The organism is Streptomyces sp. NBC_00727, from assembly GCF_045161745.1.
GTDB lineage: Bacteria > Actinomycetota > Actinomycetes > Streptomycetales > Streptomycetaceae > Streptomyces.
Map to the genome: position 1 here is coordinate 1,431,196 of NZ_CP108981.1, position 22,863 is coordinate 1,454,058.

Annotated in this window: 20 protein-coding genes; 2 read left to right on the forward strand and 18 right to left on the reverse strand. The window is 71.2% G+C overall.

What is annotated here, in order from left to right; translation table 11 throughout:
• Positions 1–5: 5 nt before the first annotated feature.
• The 4 genes from OG242_RS06345 to OG242_RS06360 are packed head-to-tail and all read right to left on the reverse strand — an operon-like array spanning position 6 to position 3,575.
• The gene (locus OG242_RS06345; RefSeq protein ID WP_405897205.1) at positions 6–935 is read right to left on the reverse strand and encodes a ThiF family adenylyltransferase; all 930 of its coding nucleotides are present in this window, start codon (positions 933–935) and stop codon (positions 6–8) included.
• A complete protein-coding gene (locus OG242_RS06350; protein WP_405897206.1) occupies positions 932–1,927 on the reverse strand; it encodes a hypothetical protein in 996 nt (331 codons plus the stop codon). Before OG242_RS06350 ends, OG242_RS06345 begins: the two co-directional genes overlap by 4 nt.
• Positions 1,924–3,150 carry an acyl-CoA dehydrogenase family protein gene (locus OG242_RS06355; protein WP_405897207.1) on the reverse strand — a complete coding sequence of 409 codons (1,227 nt, stop codon included), beginning with the start codon at positions 3,148–3,150 and terminating at the stop codon, positions 1,924–1,926. The genes OG242_RS06350 and OG242_RS06355 overlap by 4 nt, the downstream gene beginning before the upstream one ends.
• 38 nt (positions 3,151–3,188) lie before the next feature.
• On the reverse strand, positions 3,189–3,575 hold the full coding sequence (locus OG242_RS06360; RefSeq protein ID WP_405897208.1) for an SCP2 sterol-binding domain-containing protein: 387 nt from the start codon (positions 3,573–3,575) through the stop codon (positions 3,189–3,191).
• A 531-nt stretch (positions 3,576–4,106) separates the two neighbouring features.
• On the opposite strand from OG242_RS06360, the gene OG242_RS06365 reads away from it, so the two are divergent.
• The gene (locus tag OG242_RS06365; RefSeq protein ID WP_405897209.1) at positions 4,107–5,237 is read left to right on the forward strand and encodes a SagB/ThcOx family dehydrogenase; all 1,131 of its coding nucleotides are present in this window, start codon (positions 4,107–4,109) and stop codon (positions 5,235–5,237) included.
• A gap of 57 nt (positions 5,238–5,294) precedes the next feature.
• On the opposite strand, the gene pgi is transcribed toward OG242_RS06365, so the two are convergent.
• The 12 genes from pgi to OG242_RS06425 form a co-directional block, all read right to left on the reverse strand.
• Positions 5,295–6,947 (reverse strand): glucose-6-phosphate isomerase, encoded by a 1,653-nt coding sequence (gene pgi, locus OG242_RS06370; protein ID WP_405901523.1) that lies wholly within the window; start codon positions 6,945–6,947, stop codon positions 5,295–5,297.
• Between the two features lie 150 nt (positions 6,948–7,097).
• A complete protein-coding gene (locus OG242_RS06375; RefSeq protein ID WP_360854192.1) occupies positions 7,098–7,433 on the reverse strand; it encodes an RNA polymerase-binding protein RbpA in 336 nt (111 codons plus the stop codon).
• Between the two features lie 109 nt (positions 7,434–7,542).
• Complete coding sequence (gene secG, locus OG242_RS06380) at positions 7,543–7,779, reverse strand: preprotein translocase subunit SecG (protein ID WP_161207408.1); 237 nt, start codon at positions 7,777–7,779, stop codon at positions 7,543–7,545.
• Between the two features lie 110 nt (positions 7,780–7,889).
• Positions 7,890–8,666, reverse strand: coding sequence for a triose-phosphate isomerase (gene tpiA, locus OG242_RS06385; RefSeq protein WP_405897210.1), 777 nt, complete (start codon positions 8,664–8,666; stop codon positions 7,890–7,892).
• Positions 8,667–8,672: 6 nt separating this feature from the next.
• Positions 8,673–9,884, reverse strand: a complete 1,212-nt coding sequence (locus OG242_RS06390) for a phosphoglycerate kinase (protein WP_405897211.1) — start codon at positions 9,882–9,884, stop codon at positions 8,673–8,675.
• Positions 9,885–9,995: 111 nt separating this feature from the next.
• Entirely contained in the window at positions 9,996–11,006 is a 1,011-nt protein-coding gene (gap, locus tag OG242_RS06395) for a type I glyceraldehyde-3-phosphate dehydrogenase (protein WP_405897212.1), read from the reverse strand.
• Positions 11,007–11,265: 259 nt separating this feature from the next.
• A complete protein-coding gene (whiA, locus tag OG242_RS06400) occupies positions 11,266–12,255 on the reverse strand; it encodes a DNA-binding protein WhiA (RefSeq protein WP_405897213.1) in 990 nt (329 codons plus the stop codon).
• A complete protein-coding gene (gene yvcK, locus OG242_RS06405; RefSeq protein WP_405897214.1) occupies positions 12,246–13,280 on the reverse strand; it encodes a uridine diphosphate-N-acetylglucosamine-binding protein YvcK in 1,035 nt (344 codons plus the stop codon). The genes whiA and yvcK overlap by 10 nt, the downstream gene beginning before the upstream one ends.
• Positions 13,277–14,242, reverse strand: a complete 966-nt coding sequence (gene rapZ, locus OG242_RS06410) for an RNase adapter RapZ (RefSeq protein ID WP_405897215.1) — start codon at positions 14,240–14,242, stop codon at positions 13,277–13,279. Before rapZ ends, yvcK begins: the two co-directional genes overlap by 4 nt.
• The gene (uvrC, locus tag OG242_RS06415) at positions 14,239–16,272 is read right to left on the reverse strand and encodes an excinuclease ABC subunit UvrC (RefSeq protein ID WP_405897216.1); all 2,034 of its coding nucleotides are present in this window, start codon (positions 16,270–16,272) and stop codon (positions 14,239–14,241) included. Before uvrC ends, rapZ begins: the two co-directional genes overlap by 4 nt.
• Positions 16,273–16,385: 113 nt before the next feature.
• Positions 16,386–17,231, reverse strand: a complete 846-nt coding sequence (locus OG242_RS06420) for a hypothetical protein (protein WP_405897217.1) — start codon at positions 17,229–17,231, stop codon at positions 16,386–16,388.
• 4 nt (positions 17,232–17,235) lie between these two features.
• Entirely contained in the window at positions 17,236–17,895 is a 660-nt protein-coding gene (locus OG242_RS06425) for a papain-like cysteine protease family protein (RefSeq protein ID WP_405897218.1), read from the reverse strand.
• A 227-nt stretch (positions 17,896–18,122) separates the two neighbouring features.
• On the opposite strand from OG242_RS06425, the gene OG242_RS06430 reads away from it, so the two are divergent.
• Entirely contained in the window at positions 18,123–19,049 is a 927-nt protein-coding gene (locus tag OG242_RS06430; RefSeq protein ID WP_405897219.1) for a hypothetical protein, read from the forward strand.
• Between the two features lie 33 nt (positions 19,050–19,082).
• Here the strand turns inward: OG242_RS06430 and OG242_RS06435 are convergent, their stop codons facing one another.
• The gene (locus OG242_RS06435; protein WP_093709344.1) at positions 19,083–19,511 is read right to left on the reverse strand and encodes a Rieske (2Fe-2S) protein; all 429 of its coding nucleotides are present in this window, start codon (positions 19,509–19,511) and stop codon (positions 19,083–19,085) included.
• Between the two features lie 211 nt (positions 19,512–19,722).
• Entirely contained in the window at positions 19,723–22,749 is a 3,027-nt protein-coding gene (gene uvrA, locus OG242_RS06440; protein WP_405897220.1) for an excinuclease ABC subunit UvrA, read from the reverse strand.
• Positions 22,750–22,863: the final 114 nt, after the last annotated feature.

Here is a 22,863-nt window from a genome sequence, read left to right on the forward strand (position 1 = left end):
TTCGGTCAGCGGGCGCCTTGCCGGCTCCGCAGGCGGAGCATCGGCGGGACCAGGGCGGCCAGTTGGACCGGCCACGCGAGGCGTCCGCGCCAGCGTTCGCCGAACGGCCGGGCCAGTTGGTGCACGTCCACCCGGATTTCGGACCTCACCGGCTTCCCGGCCAGGAGCCGGACCGCCATGTAGGAGCTCAGCACCCCGAAGGCCGTTGCCGTGTAGGCGACTTGGGGGAAGCTGTAGTCCGTGCGGAGATGGTTGGCCCGGATCTCCGCCAGCATCTCGGCCGGCACCCTGCGCAACGGCACCGCGCGCCGCAGCAGGTCCCAGGTGTCCATGCGGACGATGTCGTCCACGGTGATGGCACCGGCGAACGGTTCCCGGACGCGCCGGTAGTCGTAGCAGCGCACGTACTGGGTGCCCGCCATGTCCCAGCCGGTGATCAGTGGCAGCCGCCGCTGCACCGCGACGCGGTGCAGCAGGTGCTTGGCGCGCCAGCCCTCGGCCGTGGTGACGTCCACCCCGTCGATGATCAGCTGGCAGGGTGCGGTGAGCCGCTGCACGGTCTGCGAGGTCACCCCGTCCGCGAACACCGACACCCGGGCGTGCGGGTTGATGGACATGATGCGTTCGGCGGCGCCCGCGGCCTTGTTCTGGTCGATGTCGGCGGCGACCGCGCTCTGCCGGTTGAGGTTGTTCAGCTCGTACGTGCCGGGGTCGGCCACCAGGAAGCGCTGGACGCCGAGCCGGGTCAGCGGTTCCACGGCGGCGCCGCCGATCGAGCCACAGCCCGCGACGAGGACCGTCGCCTCGCGGAGGGCCTGCTGCTCCCGGGGCGCTACGACACCGTCGTTACGGGTGACGAGCTCGTCGTAGAAGGCCCGGTGCGAGCGCGACTCCTCGGGGCCGGTCGTGAGCCCGCTCATGTCCTCGGCCGTCATCGGGAGCCTCCGCGCTGGCGGGGGATCGCGGGGCCGTCCGGCTTCTGCCTGCGCGCGGCCAGCCTGGCGACCATCTCCTGGTACGAGGTCAGGTCGCTGGTCCCGTCCAGATAGGAGCGGACGACGTCGCGGTACCAGAGCAGGTCCCCCGGCACCGGCGCCACGAACGGCTTGGCGACGACGCCCTGGTGGTAGATGGGGGCGAGCGGGTCGGTCTCCGGCAGGCTCGGTGAGGTGTCCTCGACCACGTGGAGGTCGAAGCCGGCCAGCCGCAGATGCCGTAGGGCCACGTGCTCCTTCGCGTCGCCCAGGACCAGGCTGATCGCGTCGCCCAGCTGGATCATCGCCTCACCCATGCCCAGCATGAGGTGCCACGGCACCCGGTCGCGCTGGATGCCGAGCGGCATCGACTGGTCGCGCAGGAAGCGCTTGAGCTCGAAGACCTGGTGGGTACCGAGCCCGGGGCGGGCGTACGGCGCCAGCAGGTCCACACCGTGCGCCGCCTCGGTCGGGAACAGGGCGCGCCGCGCCGAGTCGAGGGGAAGGCTGACGGTGTCCGCGGAGCAGCTCAGCCCGACGTAACCGCGGATGCGGCCGGTGCGTGAGCAGAGGCACACGGTGTGGATGCTCTCGGTCTCGCCGGGCCGGGGCAGTGGCTCGTGGAAGGCGGCGGTCCGGTAGACCAGGTCGGCCGAGATCCAGCTCAGCCGCAGGTACTGGGCGAGCCGGAAGCCGAGGATGCCCCGGAGGTACCGGGCGGGGAACTGGCTGTCCCGCGCGGTCAGGGTGATCAGACCGCTTTCGGCGTCCTGCGCGTGGTGGAGCGGTGTGCCGGTGATCTCGGCGGGGAGCTGCCGGTAGCCGAGCCGTTCGTGCAGCTCGATGATGTCGGCGACGTAGCGCAGGGCGCGCGATCCGGTGGGGTCCGCGGAGGTGGGGATGGCGGTGTGCCCGTGGCGGTCGCCGCTCGTGCGCGGGGAGGGCGTGCTCACTCGGCATCGTCTCCGGCGTAGAGGCTGTCGGTGATGGTGAGCGCGAGGACTTCGGGGGTGCCCTCGTATACGCGGGTGCCGTAGGCGTCGCGGAGCATCTTCTCCACGCCGTGGGAGCGCAGGTAGCCCCGGGCGCCGACGAGGGAGCAGGCGGCGTCGGCGACGTCGATGGCGGCCCGGTCCGCGAAGAGCTTGGCGACGGCGGGCTCGTAGGCGGGCGGCGGGAGCTGGGTGTCCACGGTGTTCGCCGCGCGGAGGTAGAGCAGCCGGGCGGCGTCGACCTTGGCGCTCATGTCGGCCAGCTTGGCGGCGGTGAACTGGTGGCGGTGGAGCAGCGTGCCGCCCTGGACGCGTTCGCCGGCCCAGGCGACGGCCGCTTCCAGGGCGCCGCGTGCCACGCCGGTGGAGATCCCGGCGACGGCGGCGCGTGCCATGTTGCTCTGGGCCATGTTGATGGCCATGCCCTCGCCCTCCACGCCGATCATGTTCTCGGCGGGCACCCGGACCTCGTGGAAGGTCAGTTCGCTGCCGAGGCAGGCCCGGTAGCCCATCTTGTCGGCGACCGGGCCGCGCTCCACGCCGGGCAGGTTCAGCGGCACGATGAAGGAGGTGAGCCCGGTCGCCCCGGGGCTGCCCTCCATGTTGGCGAACACCGAGGCGAAGGCGGCGAAGCGGGCGTTGGTGATGAACCGCTTCCGGCCGGTCAGGACGTAGTCGTCGCCGTCCCGGCGGGCGGTCATGACGTTGCGTGCGTGGTGCGCGTTCGCGGGGATGATCAGGTCGCAGCCCGCGTCCTCCTCGGTGACGGCGTTGCAGGCGAGCACCGGTTCGTCACCGGAGAAGAGCGGCAGGTAGCGCGCCTGGAGACGGGGGTCGCCGGAGAGCAGGAGCGGTGCCTGCCCGAGCATGGTGGCGCCGAAGACGAGCGCGGTCCCGGGGCACACGGCGGCCACTTCCTCCAGGGCCGCGGCCACCCCGAGCATGCCGAGGCCGAGGCCGCCGTAGTCGGTGGGGACGGCGGCCCGGGTCAGTCCCGCCTTGTGGCCGGCGCGTACGAGGTCCCAGTCGAAGTCCTCGGCCGGTGCCTGGTCCAGCTCCTGGACCCGGGGGCGCACCTCCTCCCGGGCATACCGCCGTGCGGCCTCCTTGAGCTGCTGTACGGCGGGCGGCAGTTCGTCGAAGTTCAGTTCCGGGGTGAGATCTCCCGGCACATCGATGGTCATGGTTGGGGCTCCTTGGTGACGGTGGTGGGGGCGCCGGGTCAGATGCCGGCGTCGGCGGCGATGTCCGGGTAGCGGTCGAAGGCCGGCTGGAGCAGCGGAACCAGCTCCAGCACCTTGGCGATCCGGCCGCGGATGCGGAGCTTGCCGGTGGCGATGGCCGCCGGAACCGGCAGCCGGCCCAGCCACAGCGCGTGCGCGGTGTCGCAGGACATCTTGAGAGTGATCGCCGGCTTGAACGGTGCCTCGTCCCCGACGACGACACCGTCGGGCGAGACGAAGATCCGGCAGTCCGGCCTGCTGTGCACGAGCTGTACGGACAAGGACTCCTTGCGGGCCTTCTCCACGAACTGCTCGTCCTCCAGCAGAACGGTGAACAGGCGCCCGAACACGGCGTCGGCCTTTTCTCCGGACGGAAATACGCTCATGGTTTTCCTTCGCGATATCTGCGGTCGGTGCGAGCACGCTACGACAGCCCCGACTCAGCCCCGCCCGCGCCAACAGGTGTCCGACAAAAGACGGAAAGAAAACAGCAAGACCGGCCCCCTCTGCGCCCTGAGCAGGCACTTTGCACGAAGGGAGTCTGATCACCGCAGGTAATAACGCAGCCCTCGGCTGCAACACAAAGCGAAATCAAAGGCCACCGGAAGGACCACGAAAGGGTGATACGGATAATCGCCTCTTGCATTTCTGCGCCCCATGCCGCGTCATGGAGAAGTCCCGCCGCGACACCCGCGGCGGACAACGACGAAAGGAAGTGATCCACCATGCGCAGGATCGAGATGGGGCACCGGGCCGTCGTCCGGGCCGACCGCCCCCAGGCCGGCCAGAGCTCCAGCTGGAACTGGACGTGGGCCTACCGCCAGTCCTGACCGCTCCCGCGTGGGGCCGGCTCCCCTCTTCCCCCGGCCCCACGCGGCCACCAGGTCCCACCCCGTACCGCCGCCCCAGGAGTCACCTTGCGTCTTCGCCGCTCCCGTTGTCTGACGTGCTACTGGCACGAGGGCGAGTTCGTCGTCCATCCCCACCCGCACGGCACGCCCACGGCTCTGCATCCCGTCGCGGCGGAGGTCCTGTCCGCGTTCGAGGAGTGGCGCACGCCCCGGGAGGCGGCCGGGGGCCTCGGGCACCTGACCCCGGACACGGTCGAGGAGGCCGTGGCGGCGCTGACGGACGCCGGGGCACTTCTGAGCGAGGGCGGCGAGGCGGCCCACCGCGACGAGCTCATCGCCGGACAGTGGGGGGCCTGGACGCCCGAGGCGTCGTTCTTCCACTACGCCACGTCCGACGTCTACGACACGGAGCGGTCCGGGGACTCACCGGACACCCCCGCCGACGTGACCGGTGACGCCGGCACCGGGGCCCTGCCCCCGCTGTTCACCAGCCACCCGCGGGCACCGCGGCTCCTGCTGCCGCGCCGCCCGGCGGAGCTGCGGATGCCGTACGGCCAGGTCCTGTTCGACCGCCGCACCCACCGCGACTTCACCGGCGCCCCGGTGAAGTCGGACACCCTGGCCGCCCTGCTGGCGGCGGTGTTCGGGCCGGTCGACTTCATCGACTGCGGCCGGGGCGCGCTGTACCGCCGTACGAGTCCGCAGGGCGGCTCACGGCAGGAGATCGACGCCTACGTCGGCGTCCTCGACGTCGAGGGACTGCCCTCCGGCTGGTACCACTACGACGGGCTGCTCCACGGGCTCGAACTGCTCTCCGAGGGCTTCACCCCCGACGAGGCCGTCCACCTCTGCGCGGACCAGTCGTGGGCGGCCCGGCCCGCCTTCTTCGTCGTGCTCGCGGCCCGCCTGGAGCGGATGGGCGTGAAGTACCCGACGCCGCGCGCCTACCGGGTCTGCCTGCTGGACGCCGGCCACCTCGGCCAGACGTTCGCCCTGACGGCGACCGCGCTCGGGCTCGGCCCCGCGCAGACCGGCGCGTTCCGGGACACCGAGGTCGCCGCCCGGTGCGGCCTGGACGGCACCGGCCGCGTCCCGCTGTACGTACTGGCCGCCGGCCATCCCGATCCGGCGCCCCTGGACGCGCCGCCGGCGGCCGGAGTGGACGCGTTCGGCACCACCGTGCTGGCGGCGCCCTGACAGCACGCGGGAGGGGACGGCGACGGCCCGGCCGCGCCGTCCCCTCCTCCGGCGCGCTCAGCGCCCGCGCAGCTCGCGGTACGTCGAGACGAGCGCGGCGGTCGAGCTGTCCAGCTGCTCGCCGCCCTTGCCCTCGGTCAGGACGGGCTCGATCTTCTTGGCGAGGACCTTGCCGAGCTCGACGCCCCACTGGTCGAAGGAGTCGATGTTCCAGATCGCGCCCTGGACGAAGACCTTGTGCTCGTACAGCGCGATCAACTGGCCCAGCACGGACGGGGTGAGCCGGTCGGCGAGGATCGTCGTCGTCGGGTGGTCGCCCCGGAACGTCTTGTGCGCCACCAGCTCCTCCGGGACGCCCTCGGCGCGTACCTCGTCCGGCGTCTTGCCGAAGGCGAGGGCCTGGGTCTGGGCGAAGAAGTTGGCCATCAGCAGATCGTGCTGGGCGACGAGGCCGGGCAGCAGGTCCTCGACCGGCTGCGCGAAGCCGATGAAGTCGGCCGGGATGACCTTCGTGCCCTGGTGGATCAGCTGGTAGTAGGCGTGCTGGCCGTTGGTGCCGGGGGTGCCCCAGACGACCGGGCCGGTCTGCCAGTCGACCGGATTGCCGTCGCGGTCCACGGACTTGCCGTTGGACTCCATGTCCAGCTGCTGGAGGTACGCGGTGAACTTGGACAGGTAGTGGCTGTAGGGCAGCACCGCGTGCGACTGGGCATCGAAGAACGCGCCGTACCAGACGCCCAGCAGGCCGAGCAGCAGCGGGGCGTTCTCCTCGGCGGGGGCGGTGCGGAAGTGCTCGTCGACGAGGTGGAAGCCGTCGAGCATCTCGCGGAACCGGTCCGGCCCGATGGCGATCATCAGCGAGAGACCGATGGCGGAGTCGTACGAGTAACGCCCGCCGACCCAGTCCCAGAACTCGAACATGTTGGCCGTGTCGATGCCGAAGTCCGCGACCTTCTCCGCGTTGGTCGACAGCGCCACGAAGTGCTTGGCGACGGCATCCTGACCGGCCCTCAGGCCGGTGAGCAGCCAGTCGCGGGCGGAGGTGGCGTTGGTGATCGTCTCGATCGTGGTGAAGGTCTTCGAGGCGATGATGAACAGCGTCTCGGCCGGGTCGAGATCGCGGACGGCCTCGTGCAGGTCGGCGCCGTCCACGTTGGAGACGAAGCGGAAGGTCAGGGAGCGGTCCGTGAAGGAGCGCAGCACCTCGTACGCCATGGCGGGGCCGAGGTCGGAGCCGCCGATGCCGATGTTGACGATGTTCTTGATCGGCTTGCCGGTGTGGCCGGTCCACTCCCCCGACCTGACGCGGTCGGCGAACGCGGCCATCTTGTCGAGCACCGCGTGCACGGCCGGCACCACGTTCTCGCCGTCGACCTCGATCACGGCGTCCCGCGGGGCGCGCAGCGCGGTATGCAGGACGGCGCGGTCCTCGGTGGTGTTGATCTTCTCGCCGCGGAACATGGCGTCGCGCAGCCCGGCGACGTCGGTGGCGACGGCCAGCTCGCGCAGCAGCCCCAGCGTCTCGTCGGTGATCAGGTGCTTGGAGTAGTCGAGGTACAGGTCGCCGACCCGCAGGGTGTACCCGGTGCCGCGCTCCGGGTCGTCCGCGAACAGCTGGCGCAGATGGGTCGACCCGAGCTGCTCACGGTGCTTGCCCAGCGCGGCCCATTCCGGCGTCTGGTTGAGCCTGGTACGGCTTGTTGCGTTCATCCCGGACATCAGCCCACTTCTCTCGTAACCGCAGTTCCCCGCTGCCCCTCCAACCTAATTGATCAGGCGGTCGGACGTGACAAGGGCGGGCCGCGGCACGGCGAAAGCACTCCGGCCGGGCACCCTGTAGGTGTCCGGCCGGTGAATTCCCTAGATCTCGCCGCGGAGCTTCGCGAGGGCCTCGGCGAGGATGGCCTCGCCGTCCGCGTCGCTGCGCCGCTCGCGTACGTACGCGAGGTGCGTCTTGTACGGTTCGGTGCGCGGCGGGTCCGGCGGGCTCTCCGGGTCCTGGCCGGCCGGGAAACCGCAGCGCGGGCAGTCCCAGGTCTCCGGTACCTGCGCGTCATGGGCGAAGCTGGGCTGCGTCTCGTGCCCGTTCGAGCACCAGAAGGAGATGCGGAGCCGTGGCGCGGACTCGCCGCGCTCGGCCTCCCCCATCGGCCCCGCTCCGACCCGGCTTCCCCGGATCGCGTTGCCACTTGCCACGGTCGTAACTCCCTGCGTGATGGTGCTCGAGGATGCCCCAGTCTACGTAAGGCCCAACGCGCGTCCAGTAGAAGGAGTTACACCGTCACCGGGAATCGCGTACGACGGGTCAGCTGTCCAGCTTGATGAGCAGACCAAGCACCACGATGCACGCGAACCAGCCCAGACCGACCACCACGGTGATGCGGTCGAGGTTGCGCTCAGCGACCGAGGAACCGCCGACGGAGGACTGCATGCCGCCACCGAACATGTCGGAGAGCCCGCCGCCCTTGCCCTTGTGCATCAGCACCAGCAGCATCAGCAGCAGGCTGAAGACGATCAGGGCGATCTCGAACCCCAGAATCACGGCTGGTCCCTACTTTCCGGAAATACCGACTGCGTGTGCGAACAACGGGGGCCGGGAGGCTGCCCTCCCCGGCCCCCGCAAGGGTACGACGGATCCGCGCTACCGCATACTCACTGGTCTCGGAAGCGGACGATCTTGACGAACTCGTCGGCGTCCAGCGCCGCGCCGCCGATCAGGGCGCCGTCGACGTCGGGCTGGGCCATGATCGCCGCCACGTTGCCGGACTTGACCGAGCCGCCGTACTGGATGCGGACCGTGTCGGCCAGCTCCTGCGAGTACAGCTCGGCGAGGCGGACGCGGATCGCACCGCAGACCTCCTGCGCGTCCTCCGGGGTGGCGACCTCGCCGGTGCCGATGGCCCAGACCGGCTCGTAGGCGACCACGATGGACTCGGCCTGCTCGGCCGGGATGTCCTTCAGGGCGCCGTCGAGCTGAGCGAGGGTGTGGGCGACCTGCTCGCCGGCCTTGCGGACGTCCAGGCCCTCGCCGACGCACAGGATCGGGGTCAGTCCGTGCTTGTACGCGGCCTTCACCTTGGCGTTGCAGATCTCGTCGGTCTCGCCGTGGTACTGGCGGCGCTCGCTGTGGCCGATGGCGACGAAGGTGCACTTCAGCTTGGCGAGCATGGGGCCGGAGATCTCACCGGTGTACGCGCCGGAGTCGTGCGCCGAGATGTCCTGGGCGCCGTACTTGATCTTCAGCTTGTCGCCGTCGACCAGCGTCTGCACGGAGCGCAGGTCGGTGAAGGGCGGCAGGACGGCGACCTCGACGGCGTCGTAGTCCTTGTCGGCCAGGGCGAAGGCGAGCTTCTGGACGTGCGCGATGGCCTCAAGGTGGTTGAGGTTCATCTTCCAGTTGCCCGCCATCAGCGGGGTGCGAGTGGTCATGAAAGGTCAGTCCTCCAGAGCGGCGAGGCCGGGAAGCGTCTTGCCCTCGAGGTATTCGAGGCTGGCACCGCCACCGGTCGAGATGTGTCCGAACGCGTTCTCGTCGAAGCCCAGGATGCGGACCGCGGCGGCGGAGTCGCCACCGCCGACCACGCTGAAGCCCGAGGAGTCGACGAGGGCCTGGGCGACGGCCCGGGTGCCCTCGGCGAAGTCGGGGTGCTCGAAGACGCCCATCGGGCCGTTCCAGAAGACGGTGGCCGCGTCGGCGAGCTTCGATGCGTAGAGCTTGTTGGTCTCCGGACCGTTGTCCAGGCCCATCTGCCCGGCCGGCATGGCGTCCGCGGGGACGGTGTCCGGGTGGGCCGGGGCCTTGGTCCTGAGGTCGGGGAAGGAGGGCGCGACGACGACGTCGACGGGGAGCACGAACTCCACACCCTTCTCCTCGGCGCGCCGCAGGTACTCCTGGACCGCCGGGATCTGGTCCTCCTGGAGCAGCGAGCCGCCGACCTCGTGGCCCTGGGCCTTGAGGAAGGTGTACGCCATGCCGCCGCCGATCAGGATGCGGTCGGCCCGCTCCAGCAGGTGGTCGATGACGCCGAGCTTGTCGGAGACCTTGGCGCCGCCGAGCACGACCGCGTAGGGCCGCTGCACGTCGTCGGTGAGCTTCTTCAGGACCCCGACCTCGGTGGCGATGAGGTCGCCGGCCGCGTGCGGGAGGCGGGCCGGGAGGTCGAAGACCGAGGCGTGCTTGCGGTGGACGGCGCCGAAGCCGTCGCCCACGTACAGGTCGGCCAGCTCGGCCAGCTGGTCGGCGAACGCGCCGCGCTCGGCGTCCTCCTTGGACGTCTCGCCGGCGTTGAAGCGCAGGTTCTCGATGACGGCGACCTGGCCGTCGGTGAGCGCGGCGACCGTGGCGCGGGCGGACTCGCCGACCGTGTCGGTCGCGAACGCCACGTCGGCGCCGAGCAGTTCACCGAGCCGGGTGGCGGCGGGGGCCAGCGAGAACGCCGGGTCCGGGGCGCCCTTGGGGCGGCCCAGGTGCGAGGCGACGACGACCCGGGCGCCGGCCTCGGCCAGCTTGCGGACGGTCGGGGTGACGGCGCGGATGCGGCCGTCGTCGGTGATGGTGGTGCCGCTGAGCGGCACGTTGAGGTCGGCGCGGACGAATACCCGCTTGCCGGCGACCCCTTCGGCGAGAAGTTCGTCGATCGTCTTCATCTGTCTGGACTCCTTGGAGGACGAGGGAGCATGCGAGGGGGCTCGAACGGCGCTGCGTTGCGCTGTTCGAGCCCCGTGCTCACATCGAGATGCCTGCCGGTGCGGCCGTGCTCAGAGCTGGCCGCCGACGAAGACGGTGAGGTCGACGAGACGGTTGGAGTAGCCCCACTCGTTGTCGTACCAGCCGAGGATCTTCACCGTGTTGCCCTCCTGGACCATGGTCAGGGAGGAGTCGAAGGTGCAGGACGACGGGTCGCTGACGATGTCCGAGGACACGATCGGGTCCTCGGTGTACGTCAGGAAGCCCTTGAGGTCGCCGTCGTCGGCGGCCTTCTTGAACGCGGCGTTGACCTCGTCCTTGGTGACCTCGCGCTGGAGGGTCACGACCAGGTCCGTGGCGGAGCCGGTCGGGACCGGGACGCGCATCGCGATGCCGTCGAGCTTGCCCTTGAGCTGCGGCAGGACCAGAGCGGTCGCCTTGGCGGCGCCGGTCGTGGTCGGGATGATGTTCTCGGCGGCGGCGCGGGCGCGGCGCAGGTCCGAGTGCGGGAAGTCCAGGATGCGCTGGTCGTTGGTGTACGCGTGGACCGTCGTCATGAGGCCCTTGACGATGCCGAAGTTCTCGTCGAGAACCTTGGCCATCGGGGCGACACAGTTGGTCGTGCAGGACGCGTTGGAGATGACGTGGTGGTTGGCCGCGTCGTACTTGTCCTGGTTGACGCCCATCACGATGGTGATGTCCTCGTCCTTGGCCGGAGCCGAGATGAGGACCTTCTTCGCGCCACCGGCGATGTGCTTCTCGGCGTCGGCCTTCTTGGTGAAGATGCCGGTCGACTCGATGACGATGTCGACGCCCAGCTCACCCCAGGGGATGTCGGCCGGGTTGCGCTCGGAGAGCACCTTGATGGTGTGGCCGTCGACGGTGATGGTGTCGGCGGTGTGGCTCACCTCTGCCTTGAGACGACCCAGGATGGTGTCGTACTTCAGCAGGTGGGCCGTGGTCGCGGTGTCACCCAGGTCGTTGACAGCCACGATCTCGATGTCCGCACCCTGCTCCAGCAGCGCGCGGAAGTAGTTACGACCGATGCGGCCAAAGCCGTTGATGCCTACGCGGATCGTCACGAACCGATCTCCTCGTTAGGTACGCCGGTTTTCGACGCCGGCGAGTTGTATGGGATGTCCCCGACCGCCTACGACCCTACCCCTCCGAAGCCGCCGGGGTGACATCGAGCGGGGCCGGAAGAACGCGGAAAGCCCCTACTCCCCAGTAGGAGCAAGGGCTTCCGGTCGCCCTCGGGCGCTTCCTGCGGCGACTACGCAGCGTCAACGCCCGTGGGACGGCGGGCCGTTCCCCTCGCGGGGCGCGTACCGCCGGTACGGCTCAGCCGACCAGGCCGTCGGCCAGCTCTTCGCTGAGAGTGGACTCCGTGCCGGGGATGCCCAGGTCCTGGGCCCGCTTGTCGGCCATCGCGAGGAGCCTGCGGATGCGGCCCGCGACGGCGTCCTTGGTCAGCGGCGGGTCGGCGAGGGCGCCCAGCTCCTCCAGGGACGCCTGCTTGTGGTCCATGCGCAGCCGGCCGGCCGCCGCCAGGTGCTCCGGGACCTCCTCGCCCAGGATCTCCAGCGCGCGGCCGACCCGGGCGCCCGCGGCGACCGCGGCCCGGGCGGAGCGGCGCAGGTTCGCGTCGTCGAAGTTGGCGAGGCGGTTGGCGGTGGCCCGGACCTCGCGGCGCATCCGGCGCTCCTCCCAGGCCAGCACCGACTCGTGGGCGCCGAGCCGGGTGAGCAGGGCGCCGATCGCGTCGCCGTCGCGGACGACGACCCGGTCCACACCGCGCACCTCGCGGGCCTTGGCGGCGATGGAGAGCCGACGGGCGGCGCCGACCAGGGCGAGGGCGGCCTCCGGGCCCGGGCAGGTCACCTCCAGCGAGGAGGAGCGGCCGGGCTCGGTGAGCGAGCCGTGCGCCAGGAAGGCGCCGCGCCAGGCGGCCTCCGCGTCGCAGGTGGCCCCCGAGACCACCTGCGGGGGCAGGCCGCGGATGGGGCGGCCCCGGCCGTCGACCAGTCCGGTCTGGCGGGCCAGCTGGTCGCCGCCCGCCACCACCCGTACGACGTAGCGCGAGCCGCGCCGCAGGCCGCCGGGGGCCATCACGATCAGCTCCGAGCTGTGCCCGAAGATCTCCAGGATGTCCCGCTTGAGCCGGCGCGCCGCCATCGCGGTGTCCAGCTCCGCCTCGATCACGATCCGGCCGCTCACCAGGTGGAGTCCACCCGCGAACCGAAGAATCGCCGAGACCTCCGCCTTCCTGCAGCAGGTCCGGGTCACGGGAAGCCGAGAGACTTCGTCCTTCACCGCCGGCGTCATCGCCATGGGCCGATCCTTCCATGCATCCGAAAAATACGGTCGTACGCGGCGGCCAACAGCTCCGGATCATGGATCGGAACGCCGTCGGGTGAGGCCACGGGCGCCAGCTCGACCGCGGCACCGAGCCGCTTTGCTGCGTCGGCGAGGGACTCGCGGTCGGGCACGGCGGCCTCGTCGGCCAGCACCACGTCCAGGGCGAGTTTAGGGGCGTGTCGTCCCAAAACCTCCAAATGACGCTGCGGTGAGAAGCCTTCTGTTTCGCCGGGCTGCGGTGCGAGGTTCAGCGAGAGGACCTTGCGGGCCTTCGTCTCGATCAGCGCGTCCAGCAGTTCGGGGACGAGCAGGTGCGGGATGACCGAGGAGAACCAGGAGCCCGGGCCGAGGACCACCCAGTCCGCGTCCCGCACCGCGGCGACCGCCTCGGGGACGGCCGGCGGGTCGGCCGGGACGACGTGCACGGACTGGACCTCGCCCGGGGTGAGGGCGACGGTGGCCTGGCCGCGGACGGTGTCCACGTCCTCCGGGCGCTCGGGGTCGTGCCCCTTGACGAGGGCCTGGAGCTCCAGCGGCACGGCGGACATGGGGAGCACCCGGCCGTGCGCGCCGAGGAGCTTGCCGACCAGGTCGAGGGCCTGGACGTGGTCGCCGAGCTGTTCCCACAGGGCGACGATCAGCAGATTGCCGACTGCGTGCTCGTGCAGGTCGCCCTTGGACTGGAAGCGGTGCTGGATGACCTGGGCCCAGGTCTGGCCCCACTCGTCGTCGCCGCACAGGGCGGCCAGCGCCTTGCGCAGGTCGCCGGGGGGCAGCACGCCCAGCTCCTCGCGCAGCCGCCCGCTGGAGCCCCCGTCGTCGGCGACGGTGACCACTGCGGTCAGGTCGCCGGTGATCCGCCGCAGCGCGGTGAGGGAGGCGGACAGGCCCATGCCGCCGCCGAGGGCGACGACCTTGGGCTGGGCGCCGCGCTTGCGCACGGAGAGCGTGGGCGTCGCTCCCCGCAGCCGGCGCAGGCGCAGATTGCGACTGGTCACTCGCGCCCCATGTCCCTGTGTACGAGCACGGTCTCGATCCCCTCCGTGGCGAGCCGGGCCGCCAGCTTCTCCGACATGGCCACCGAGCGGTGCTTACCGCCCGTGCAGCCCACCGCGATGGTCACATAGCGCTTGCCCTCACGGCGGTAGCCCGCGGCGACGAGCTGGAGCAGCTCCGTGTACTGGTTGAGGAATTCCTTGGCACCCGGCTGGTCGAAGACGTACGCGGACACCTCCTCGTTGAGCCCGGTGAAGGGGCGCAGTTCCGGGACCCAGTGCGGGTTCGGCAGGAAGCGGCAGTCCACCACCAGGTCGGCGTCGACCGGCAGGCCGTACTTGAAGCCGAACGACATCACCGTGGCGCGCAGCTCCGGCTCCTCGTCGCCGGCGAACTGGGCGTCCATCTTGGCGCGCAGCTCGTGGACGTTGAGGCTGGAGGTGTCGATCACCAGGTCGGCGTCGCCGCGCAGCTCGCGCAGCAGGTCGCGCTCGGCGGCGATGCCGTCGACGATGCGGCCGTCGCCCTGGAGGGGGTGCGGGCGGCGGACCGACTCGAAGCGGCGGACCAGCGCGTCGTCGGAGGACTCCAGGAAGACCACCCGGCGGGTGACGCCCTTGGCGTCCAGGTCGGCGAGGGATTCGCGGAGGTTGTCGAAGAAGCGGCGGCCTCGCACGTCGACGACGACGGCGATCCGGGCCACGTTGCCCTGGGAGCGGGCGCCGAGCTCCACCATGGTGGGGATCAGCGCGGGCGGCAGGTTGTCGACGACGAACCAGCCGAGGTCCTCAAGGCACTTGGCGGCGGTGCTGCGTCCGGCGCCGGACATGCCGGAGATGATCACCAGCTCCGGGATGGCCGCCCCGGTGTCGCCCGTCTCGGTCGAGGTGCCCGTACTCACGTGTGCTGCTCCGTCTGCTCGGTCGGTGCGGTCGTGCCCGTGTTCGTGTTCGTGCTCGGTCATGTCGTGCTGCCCCCGTCGTCCTCTTCCATGATCTCTCCTGTGGCCGTGTTCACGGCGGGTGCGGCCGGGGCGGCCGCCGCGAGGGCGACGGCCACGGACTCCGCGGTCCTGCGGCCTATCCCGGGCACCTCACAGATCTCGTCGATTGTCGCCCGCCGCAGCTTCTTGACGGAGCCGAAATGCTTGATCAGGGCCTGTTTCCGGGTCTCTCCGAGGCCGGCCACGGCGTCCAGGGGGCTGGTGCGGATGCGCTTGGCCCGCTTGGCGCGCTGGTAGGTGATGGCGAAGCGGTGCGCCTCGTCACGGATGCGCTGGAGGAGGTAGAGGCCCTCGCTGGAGCGGGGCAGTACCACCGGGTCGTCGTCATCGGGCAGCCAGACCTCTTCGAGGCGCTTGGCGAGGCCGCAGACGGCGATGTCGTCGATGCCCAGCTCGTCCAGGGCGCGCTTGGCGGCGGCGACCTGCGGCTGCCCGCCGTCGACGACGAGGAGCTGCGGCGGGTACGCGAACCGCTTGGGGCGTCCGTCGTCCTCGCGGGACTCGTCGGCGACGGGGGCGGTCCCGTCGGCGGGGTCGGGGGCGGGGACCGGGCCCGTGGCGGCGGGGGTCTCCTCCCACTCCCCCGCGCGCTCCTTCTCGTGGAGGTAGCGGCGGAAGCGGCGGCTGATCACCTCGTGCATCGAGCGGACGTCGTCCTGGCCCTCGAAGCCCTTGATCTGGAAGCGGCGGTACTCCCCCTTGCGGGCGAGCCCGTCCTCGAAGACCACCATGGACGCCACGACGTCCTCGCCCTGGAGGTGGGAGATGTCGAAGCACTCGATGCGCAGCGGGGCGGTGTCCAGGCCGAGGGCCTCGGCGATCTCCTCAAGGGCCCGGGAGCGGGTGGTGAGGTCGGAGGCGCGCTTGGTCTTGTGCAGTCCGAGGGCCTGCTGGGCGTTGCGCTGGACCGTGACCATCAGGTCCTTCTTGTCGCCGCGCTGCGGGATGCGCAGGCTGACCTGGGAGCCTCGCCGGTCCGCGAGCCACTGGGAGACCGCCTCGGGGTCCTCGGGGAGGGCCGGGACCAGGACCTCCTTGGGGACGGCGTCGCCGCTCTCCTCCCCGTACAGCTGCTGGAGGGCGTGCTCCACGAGGCCGGAGGTGTCGACGTTCTCCACCTTGTCGGTGACCCAGCCGCGCTGGCCGCGGACCCGGCCGCCGCGCACGTGGAAGATCTGGACGGCGGCCTCCAGCTCGTCCTCGGCGACCGCGATGAGGTCGGCGTCGGTGGCGTCGGCGAGGACGACCGCGCTCTTCTCCATCGCGCGCTTGAGCGCCCCGACGTCGTCGCGCAGCCGCGCGGCCCGCTCGTACTCCATGTCCTCGGCCGCCGCCATCATGTCCTTCTCCAGGCGGCGGATGTACGTCCCGGTGCGGCCGGCCATGAAGTCGCAGAAGTCGTCGGCCAGTTCGCGGTGTTCCTCGGGGGCGACGCGGCCCACGCAGGGGGCCGAGCACTTGCCGATGTAGCCGAGGAGGCAGGGGCGGCCGGTCCGCGCGGCGTTCTTGAAGACGCCTGCCGAGCAGGTGCGGACGGGGAAGACGCGGAGCATCAGGTCGACCGTCTCGCGGATCGCCCAGGCGTGTCCGTACGGGCCGAAGTAGCGGACGCCCTTCTTCTTGGCGCCGCGCATCACCTGGACGCGGGGGAACTCCTCGTTGAGCGTGACCGCGAGGTAGGGGTAGCTCTTGTCGTCGCGGTACTTGACGTTGAACCGGGGGTCGAACTCCTTGATCCAGGAGTACTCCAGCTGGAGCGCCTCGACCTCGGTGGCGACGACGGTCCACTCCACGGACGCGGCCGTGGTCACCATCGTGCGCGTACGCGGGTGGAGGCCGGTGAGGTCCTGGAAGTAGCTGGCCAGGCGCTGGCGCAGGCTCTTGGCCTTCCCGACGTAGATCACCCGGCGGTGTTCGTCGCGGAATTTGTAGACCCCCGGGGAGTCGGGGATCTGTCCCGGCTTGGGGCGGTAGCTGGAGGGGTCTGCCATGCTTCCCACCCTACTTGCGGGCAGTGACAGCGCGGGGTGCCCGGATGTCGCCGTGCTCCGGGACAGGGGTGGGGTCGCCTGTCCCGGAGCACGGGGTCGTGGGGCCCGGCGGGTCAGCCGGTCCGGCGGCGGCTCCTGATGCGCAGGGCGGTGGTGCCGCACAGGGCGAGTACGGCGAGGGCGCCGCCCGCGGCCGCGAGGGAACCGGCGGTCAGTGCGGTCCCGGTGGTGGAGGCCGCGGCGATGGCGGGGCCGGAGCGCTCCTTCGCCTCGGGCCCGTAGCCGCCGGCCTCGCCCTTGCGGGCGTAGGCGGAGCCGGGGAGCTTGTCCGCGTAGGCCGCGTGGACCCGGGTGCGGTACGCGGACAGGGTCGTCCCCTTCTTGCCGACCGCCCGGACGGCGTCCTGGTCGAGCGGGAGGACCCGGTCTCCCTTCTGCACGTACCAGGCGTCGATCTGGGGCTCGTGGAAGACGGTGCCGCCGGGCAGCTTGCGGGCGCCCGCCGCGGTGTAGCGGGCCTCGTCGTCACCGGTGGCGATGTTCACCACCTGCCAGTCCCCGTCCTTGCCGGGCTCGGGCAGGGTCCAGAGCGACGCCTTCTGCCCGTCCGAGGAGACCGCGGTGCTGGCCAGGTAGTCGAGGGAGGCGACGGGGGCGCCCGGCCGGCCCGCGACGAACTCCGCGGACAGGGTGCGTACGGGCACGGCGGCGCCCTCGATGCGGGGAGCGGCGGCCTTCTCGGTGACGGCCCCCTCGCGGGCGAAGAACCGGGACAGCGTGTCCAGGGTCGTGGCGTCGGTGGCCGCCTCGTGGGCCGCGGCCAGGGCGGCGGGGCCGGCCGCGGGGCCGTCGGCGGCGGCCGCCCGTGGGGCGGAGCCGAGCAGGGCCGCGCCGGCGAGCACACCGGCGGCGGCCACGGCGGCGGCGAGGGAACGGGCCGGGGAACTGGTGGAGATCATGCCGTCACGCCCCGATCCGGTAGAGCGAGTGGGTCCAGGAGAACTCGCTGTTGTTCACGTACCAGGAGTGCGAGGCCCAGTTGTAGCGGTTGCTGGAGGGCCAGGGGTCGCCCCAGTAGACGAGGCTGTTGGCGTCGTCGTAGCCGTACAGGACGTGCATGTGGCCGCCGCCCGAGGACCACTGGATGCGGGTCTCGACCGGGCGTCCGGCGGCTATCTCGCTCTGCACGGTGGAGTAGCGCAGCCAGCCGTTGACGTACGAGCCGGGGCTGATGCCCGCCCAGTACAGGGCGTTCTGGACGTTGTCGAGCGCGGCCTGCGAGTTGGGGCACTCGTAGCCCTGGGCGCGGCCGAAGGCGGCGTTGCAGAACTGGTTCTGGCTGTAGTTGCGGCCGTACCAGGTGGCGACGGTGTTGCCGGACGCGGCCCAGCACCAGTTGGTCTTCTGCTGGGCCTGCATCGTGATGTTCAGCCGCTTGGTGGCGGCGAGGGCGGTCACCGTCCGGTCGGGCGCCGCCGCGGTGGCGGTGCGGCCCTGGACCGCGGCGGTGGCGGTGCGGGGCTGGTCGGCGGCGGTGGCGCTCGCCGTGGGTGCGGCGAGCAGCACGGCGGCGAGTACGGCTGTCACCGATATCCGGGCCGGCCGGATTCTTCGGTTGCGCATGGGGTTCCTCCCGGGGCGGGGGGTGGGGGTTCCTAGGAGCGCGTCCGGACGCTGTGGAGGAGCATCAACCGTTGTCGGGGACGGGTCAACACGCTTGAATGCGGGTGAACACCGCGGTGTGAACACCCGGGGCCCCGGTGTGAACGCGCGCCCCCGACCACCTGCGGACCGGCACCCGCCGGCGCGGCCCCGTGCCCGGCCGGCGTGAACGTTCACCTGGAGGACCCATGCGGCACACCGAGGCCGAACTGGCGCAGGTGCTGCACACCGGACCGTTCCACCTGGCCCTGCGCACCGCCCTGTCGGTGCGCGGGCTGCCGCTCCAGCGGGTCCGGCACCATCTGGCGCACCGCGGGGTCAAGGTCGGGGTGACGAGCCTGAGCTACTGGCAGCAGGGCACCCGCCGCCCGCAGCGCCCGGAGTCGCTGCGGGCCGTGAGGGCCCTGGAGGAGGTCCTGGATCTGCCGGTGAACTCGCTGCTCGGGCTGCTGGGCGCGGAGGAGCCCCGCGCGGACGCCGACCGTCCGCCCGCCCGCACCTACCGCTCGCTGGTGGAGGCGTCCGGGGCGGTGGAGCGGCTGCTCGCGGGGATGGAGTCACCGGCGGACGGCGGGCTGCACACGGTGGGGCAGCAGGAGCGGGTATGGATCGGGCCGGGCCGCCAGATGCAGCACCGGACCTCCCAGCACGTGGTGCGCGCCCACCGCGACGGCATCGACCGCTATCTCGCGGTGTACGTCGGTGATCCGGGCTGCGATCCGGCGCGGGTGGCGGTGCACGCCCGGGAGAACTGCCGGACGGGCCGGGTCCGCTGGGAACGGGAGACGGGGGTGCTGGTCGCCGAGCTGCTGTTCGACACCCGGCTGCGGGCGGGCGACACGTACCTGTTCGGCTACGGCTTCGAGGACGGTACGGGCGGGCCGTGCGGCGAGTACATGCGCGGCTTCACCTTCGGCGGCGGGCAGTACGTGCTCCAGGTCGGGTTCGACGAGGAGGCGCTGCCGGTGCGGTGCCGCAGCTTCGCCCAGGCGTCGGCGGGTGCGCCCCGGGGCGCGCGGGCGGACCTCACGCTGACCGGCCGGCACCGGACCGTGCATCTGGTGGAGCAGGGGGTGCGGCCGGGGCTGGTGGGGATCGACTGGGACTGGGAGTAGGGCGGGGCCGCCGCGACGGGAGGGCCGGCCGGTTCAGGCCTTGGGGCCGGCGATCAGCTTTCCGCCCTCGACGCGGACCGGGACGGCCGGCAGCGGCACGGTCGCGGGGCCGTGCACGGCCTTGCCGGTCGTCGTGTCGAAGAGGCTGCCGTGGCAGGGGCAGTGGCCCTCGTTCTTCTCGACCCGGTCCAGCAGGCAGCCGGCGTGGGTGCACTGGGCGCTGAACGCCTTGAACTCCCCCTTGGCCGGGCAGGTCACGACGACGCGTTGCTCGCGGTAGAGCTTGGACTCGCCGACGGGGATCTCGTCCGGGGTGCCGAGCTCGACGGGGGCGGTGGGGGTCGGCGTCTGGGCGTGGCCGAGCTTCGAGTCGGTCGAGCAGGCGGCGGCTCCCAGCCCGGCGACGCCTGCGAGAGCGGCGCCCTTCAGCACGGTGCGGCGGGCGGCGGGCTGGCCGGACATGCGGTCTCCACGGGTCGAGGGGTCACAGGGGAAACCGTGCCGGAGCTGCCCGGGGCGGCGGCGGCATCGGTGACGTAACCGACGATACCGGCGGAGAAGGACGTCTCCGCGCGCGGGCCGCTCCGGCCGGGTCGTGGCAGGTCAGGGGCGGGAACGCGGCGAGGTGGCGGCCCCGCTGAGGGAGCCGCCACCTCGGACCGGACGCCCGGTGTCAGGCCTTGCGGGCCCGCGCCGTCTTCTTGGCGGCGGGCTTCTTGGCGGCCGTCTTCTTCGCCGCGGACGTCCTGGCCGTCGCCGTCTTCGTGGCGGAGGCCGACTTAGCCGCGGCCGTCTTCTTCACGGCCTTCCTGCCCGCGGGCTTGCGGGCGCCCGGCACGGCGGCCTCACCGATCCGGTCGGCGTCCAGGATGTCCTGGAGGAACTTCCCGGTGTGGCTGGCGGGGACGCCCGCCACGTACTCCGGGGTGCCCTCGGCGATGACCAGGCCGCCGCCGCTGCCGCCCTCGGGGCCCATGTCCACGACCCAGTCGGCGGTCTTGACGACATCGAGGTTGTGCTCGATGACGATCACCGAGTTCCCCTTGTCGACCAGGCCGGACAGCACCTTGATCAGCTTGGAGATGTCCTCGAAGTGCAGACCGGTGGTCGGCTCGTCCAGGACGTAGACCGTGCGGCCGGTGGAGCGCTTCTGGAGCTCGCTGGCGAGCTTGACCCGCTGGGCCTCACCGCCGGAGAGCGTCGGCGCGGACTGGCCGAGCCGCACGTACCCGAGGCCGACCTCGTTGAGCGTGCGCAGGTGGCGCGCGATGGTGGGGACGGCCTCGAAGAACTCCAGGCCCTCCTCGATCGGCATGTCGAGCACCTCGGCGATGGACTTGCCCTTGTAGTGGACCTCCAGGGTCTCCCGGTTGTAGCGCGCGCCGTGGCAGACCTCGCACGGGACGTACACGTCGGGCAGGAAGTTCATCTCGATCTTGATGGTGCCGTCGCCCGAGCAGTTCTCGCAGCGGCCGCCCTTGACGTTGAAGGAGAACCGGCCCGGCAGATAGCCGCGGACCTTGGCCTCCATCGTCTCCGCGAACAGCCTGCGGACGTGGTCGAAGACACCGGTGTACGTGGCCGGGTTGGACCGGGGCGTACGGCCGATGGGCGACTGGTCGACGTGGACGACCTTGTCGACCAGGTCGTCCCCGTCGACCCGGGTGTGCCGGCCGGGCACCGACTTGGCGCCGTTCAGCTCGCGGGCCAGGTGGGTGTAGAGGATGTCGTTGACCAGCGTCGACTTGCCGGATCCGGAGACGCCGGTGACGGCGGTCAGCACGCCGAGCGGGAACGAGACGTCGATGTCCCGGAGGTTGTTCTCCCGGGCGCCGTGCACCGTGAGCAGCCGCGAGGGGTCCACGGGCCGCCGCACGTCGGGGACGGGGATCGACCTCTTGCCCGTGAGGTACTGGCCCGTGACCGACTTGTCGTTGGCCAGCAGTTCCTTGAGCGAGCCGGAGTGGACGACCTTGCCGCCGTGCTCACCGGCGCCGGGGCCGATGTCCACGACCCAGTCGGCGACCTTGATGGTGTCCTCGTCGTGCTCCACGACGATGAGCGTGTTGCCCATGTCGCGCAGGCGGACCAGCGTCTCGATCAGCCGGTGGTTGTCGCGCTGGTGCAGCCCGATGGAGGGCTCGTCGAGCACGTAGAGCACGCCGACGAGACCGGAGCCGATCTGCGTGGCCAGCCGGATGCGCTGGGCCTCGCCGCCGGACAGGGTGCCGGCCGCACGGTTCAGCGAGAGGTAGTCCAGGCCCACGTCGACCAGGAACTTCAGCCGCTCGTTGACCTCCTTCAGGACCCGCTCGGCGATCTTCTTGTCGCGGGCGTTCAGCTTGAGGCGGCCGAGGAACTCGGCGCACTCGCTGATGGACATCGCGGCGACCTCGGCGATGGACCTGTCCATCACCGTGACCGCCAGGACGATCGGCTTGAGGCGGGTGCCCTCACAGGTCGGGCAGGGGACCTCGCGCATGTACCCCTCGAAGCGCTCCCGGCTGGAGTCGCTCTCGGCCTCGGAGTGCCGCCGCTTGACGAACTGGACGGCGCCCTCGAAGGACGGGGTGGTGTAGGCGCGCTCGCGCCCGTACCGGTTGCGGTAGCGGACCTCGGTCTGGATCTTGTGGCCGTGCAGCAGAGCCTTCTTGGCGCGCTGCGGCAGCCCCGCCCAGGGGATGTCCGTACGGAAGCCGAGGGCTTCGGCCAGCGCGTTGATCTGGCGGCCGAAGTATTCCTTGGTGTGCCCGTGGGACCAGGGGTGGATCGCGCCCTCGTCGAGGGACTTCTCCTCGTCCGGGACGATCAGCTCCGGGTCGACCTCCATGCGCGTACCGATGCCGGTGCAGTCGGGGCAGGCGCCGAACGGCGAGTTGAAGGAGAAGGAGCGCGGCTCCAGCTCCTCGAAGGAGAGGTCGTCGTACGGGCAGTAGAGGTGCTCCGAGTACATCCGCTCGCGCTCGGGGTCGTCCTCGGGGAGGTCGACGAAGTCGAGCACGACCATGCCGCCGGAGAGGCCGAGCGCGGTCTCGACGGAGTCCGTCAGCCGGCGCTTGGCGCTGTCCTTCACGGTGAGGCGGTCGATGACCACCTCGATGGTGTGCTTCTCCTGCTTCTTGAGCGTGGGCGGTTCGGAGAGCTGGATGGTCGCGCCGTCCACCCTGGCGCGGCTGTAGCCCTTGGTCTGGAGGTCGGAGAACAGGTCGACGAACTCACCCTTGCGCTCGCGCACCAGCGGCGAGAGCACCTGGAAGCGGCTGCCCTCGGGCAGGCCCAGGACCTTGTCCACGATGGCCTGCGGGGACTGGCGCGAGATCGGGCGGTGGCACTCGGGACAGTGCGGCTTGCCGATCCTGGCGAAGAGCAGCCGGAGGTAGTCGTATACCTCCGTGATGGTGCCGACCGTCGAGCGCGGGTTGCGCGAGGTCGACTTCTGGTCGATGGAGACGGCGGGCGACAGGCCCTCGATGAAGTCGACGTCCGGCTTGTCCATCTGGCCGAGGAACTGCCGGGCGTACGAGGAGAGCGACTCCACGTAGCGCCGCTGGCCCTCGGCGAAGATCGTGTCGAACGCGAGCGACGACTTGCCCGACCCGGAGAGCCCGGTGAAGACGATGAGGGAGTCGCGGGGGAGGTCGAGCGAGACGTTCTTGAGGTTGTGCTCGCGAGCGCCACGGACAATGAGACGGTCGGCCACGCCGGTCCGCACCTTTCTGGAGAGAAACGGGGGAACTGAGCCCCCGGCCCAGGTTATGGGGGGCGCCACAGCGGTGTACGAAGCTTTCGACTTCGAGCGTATAGCACGCACATT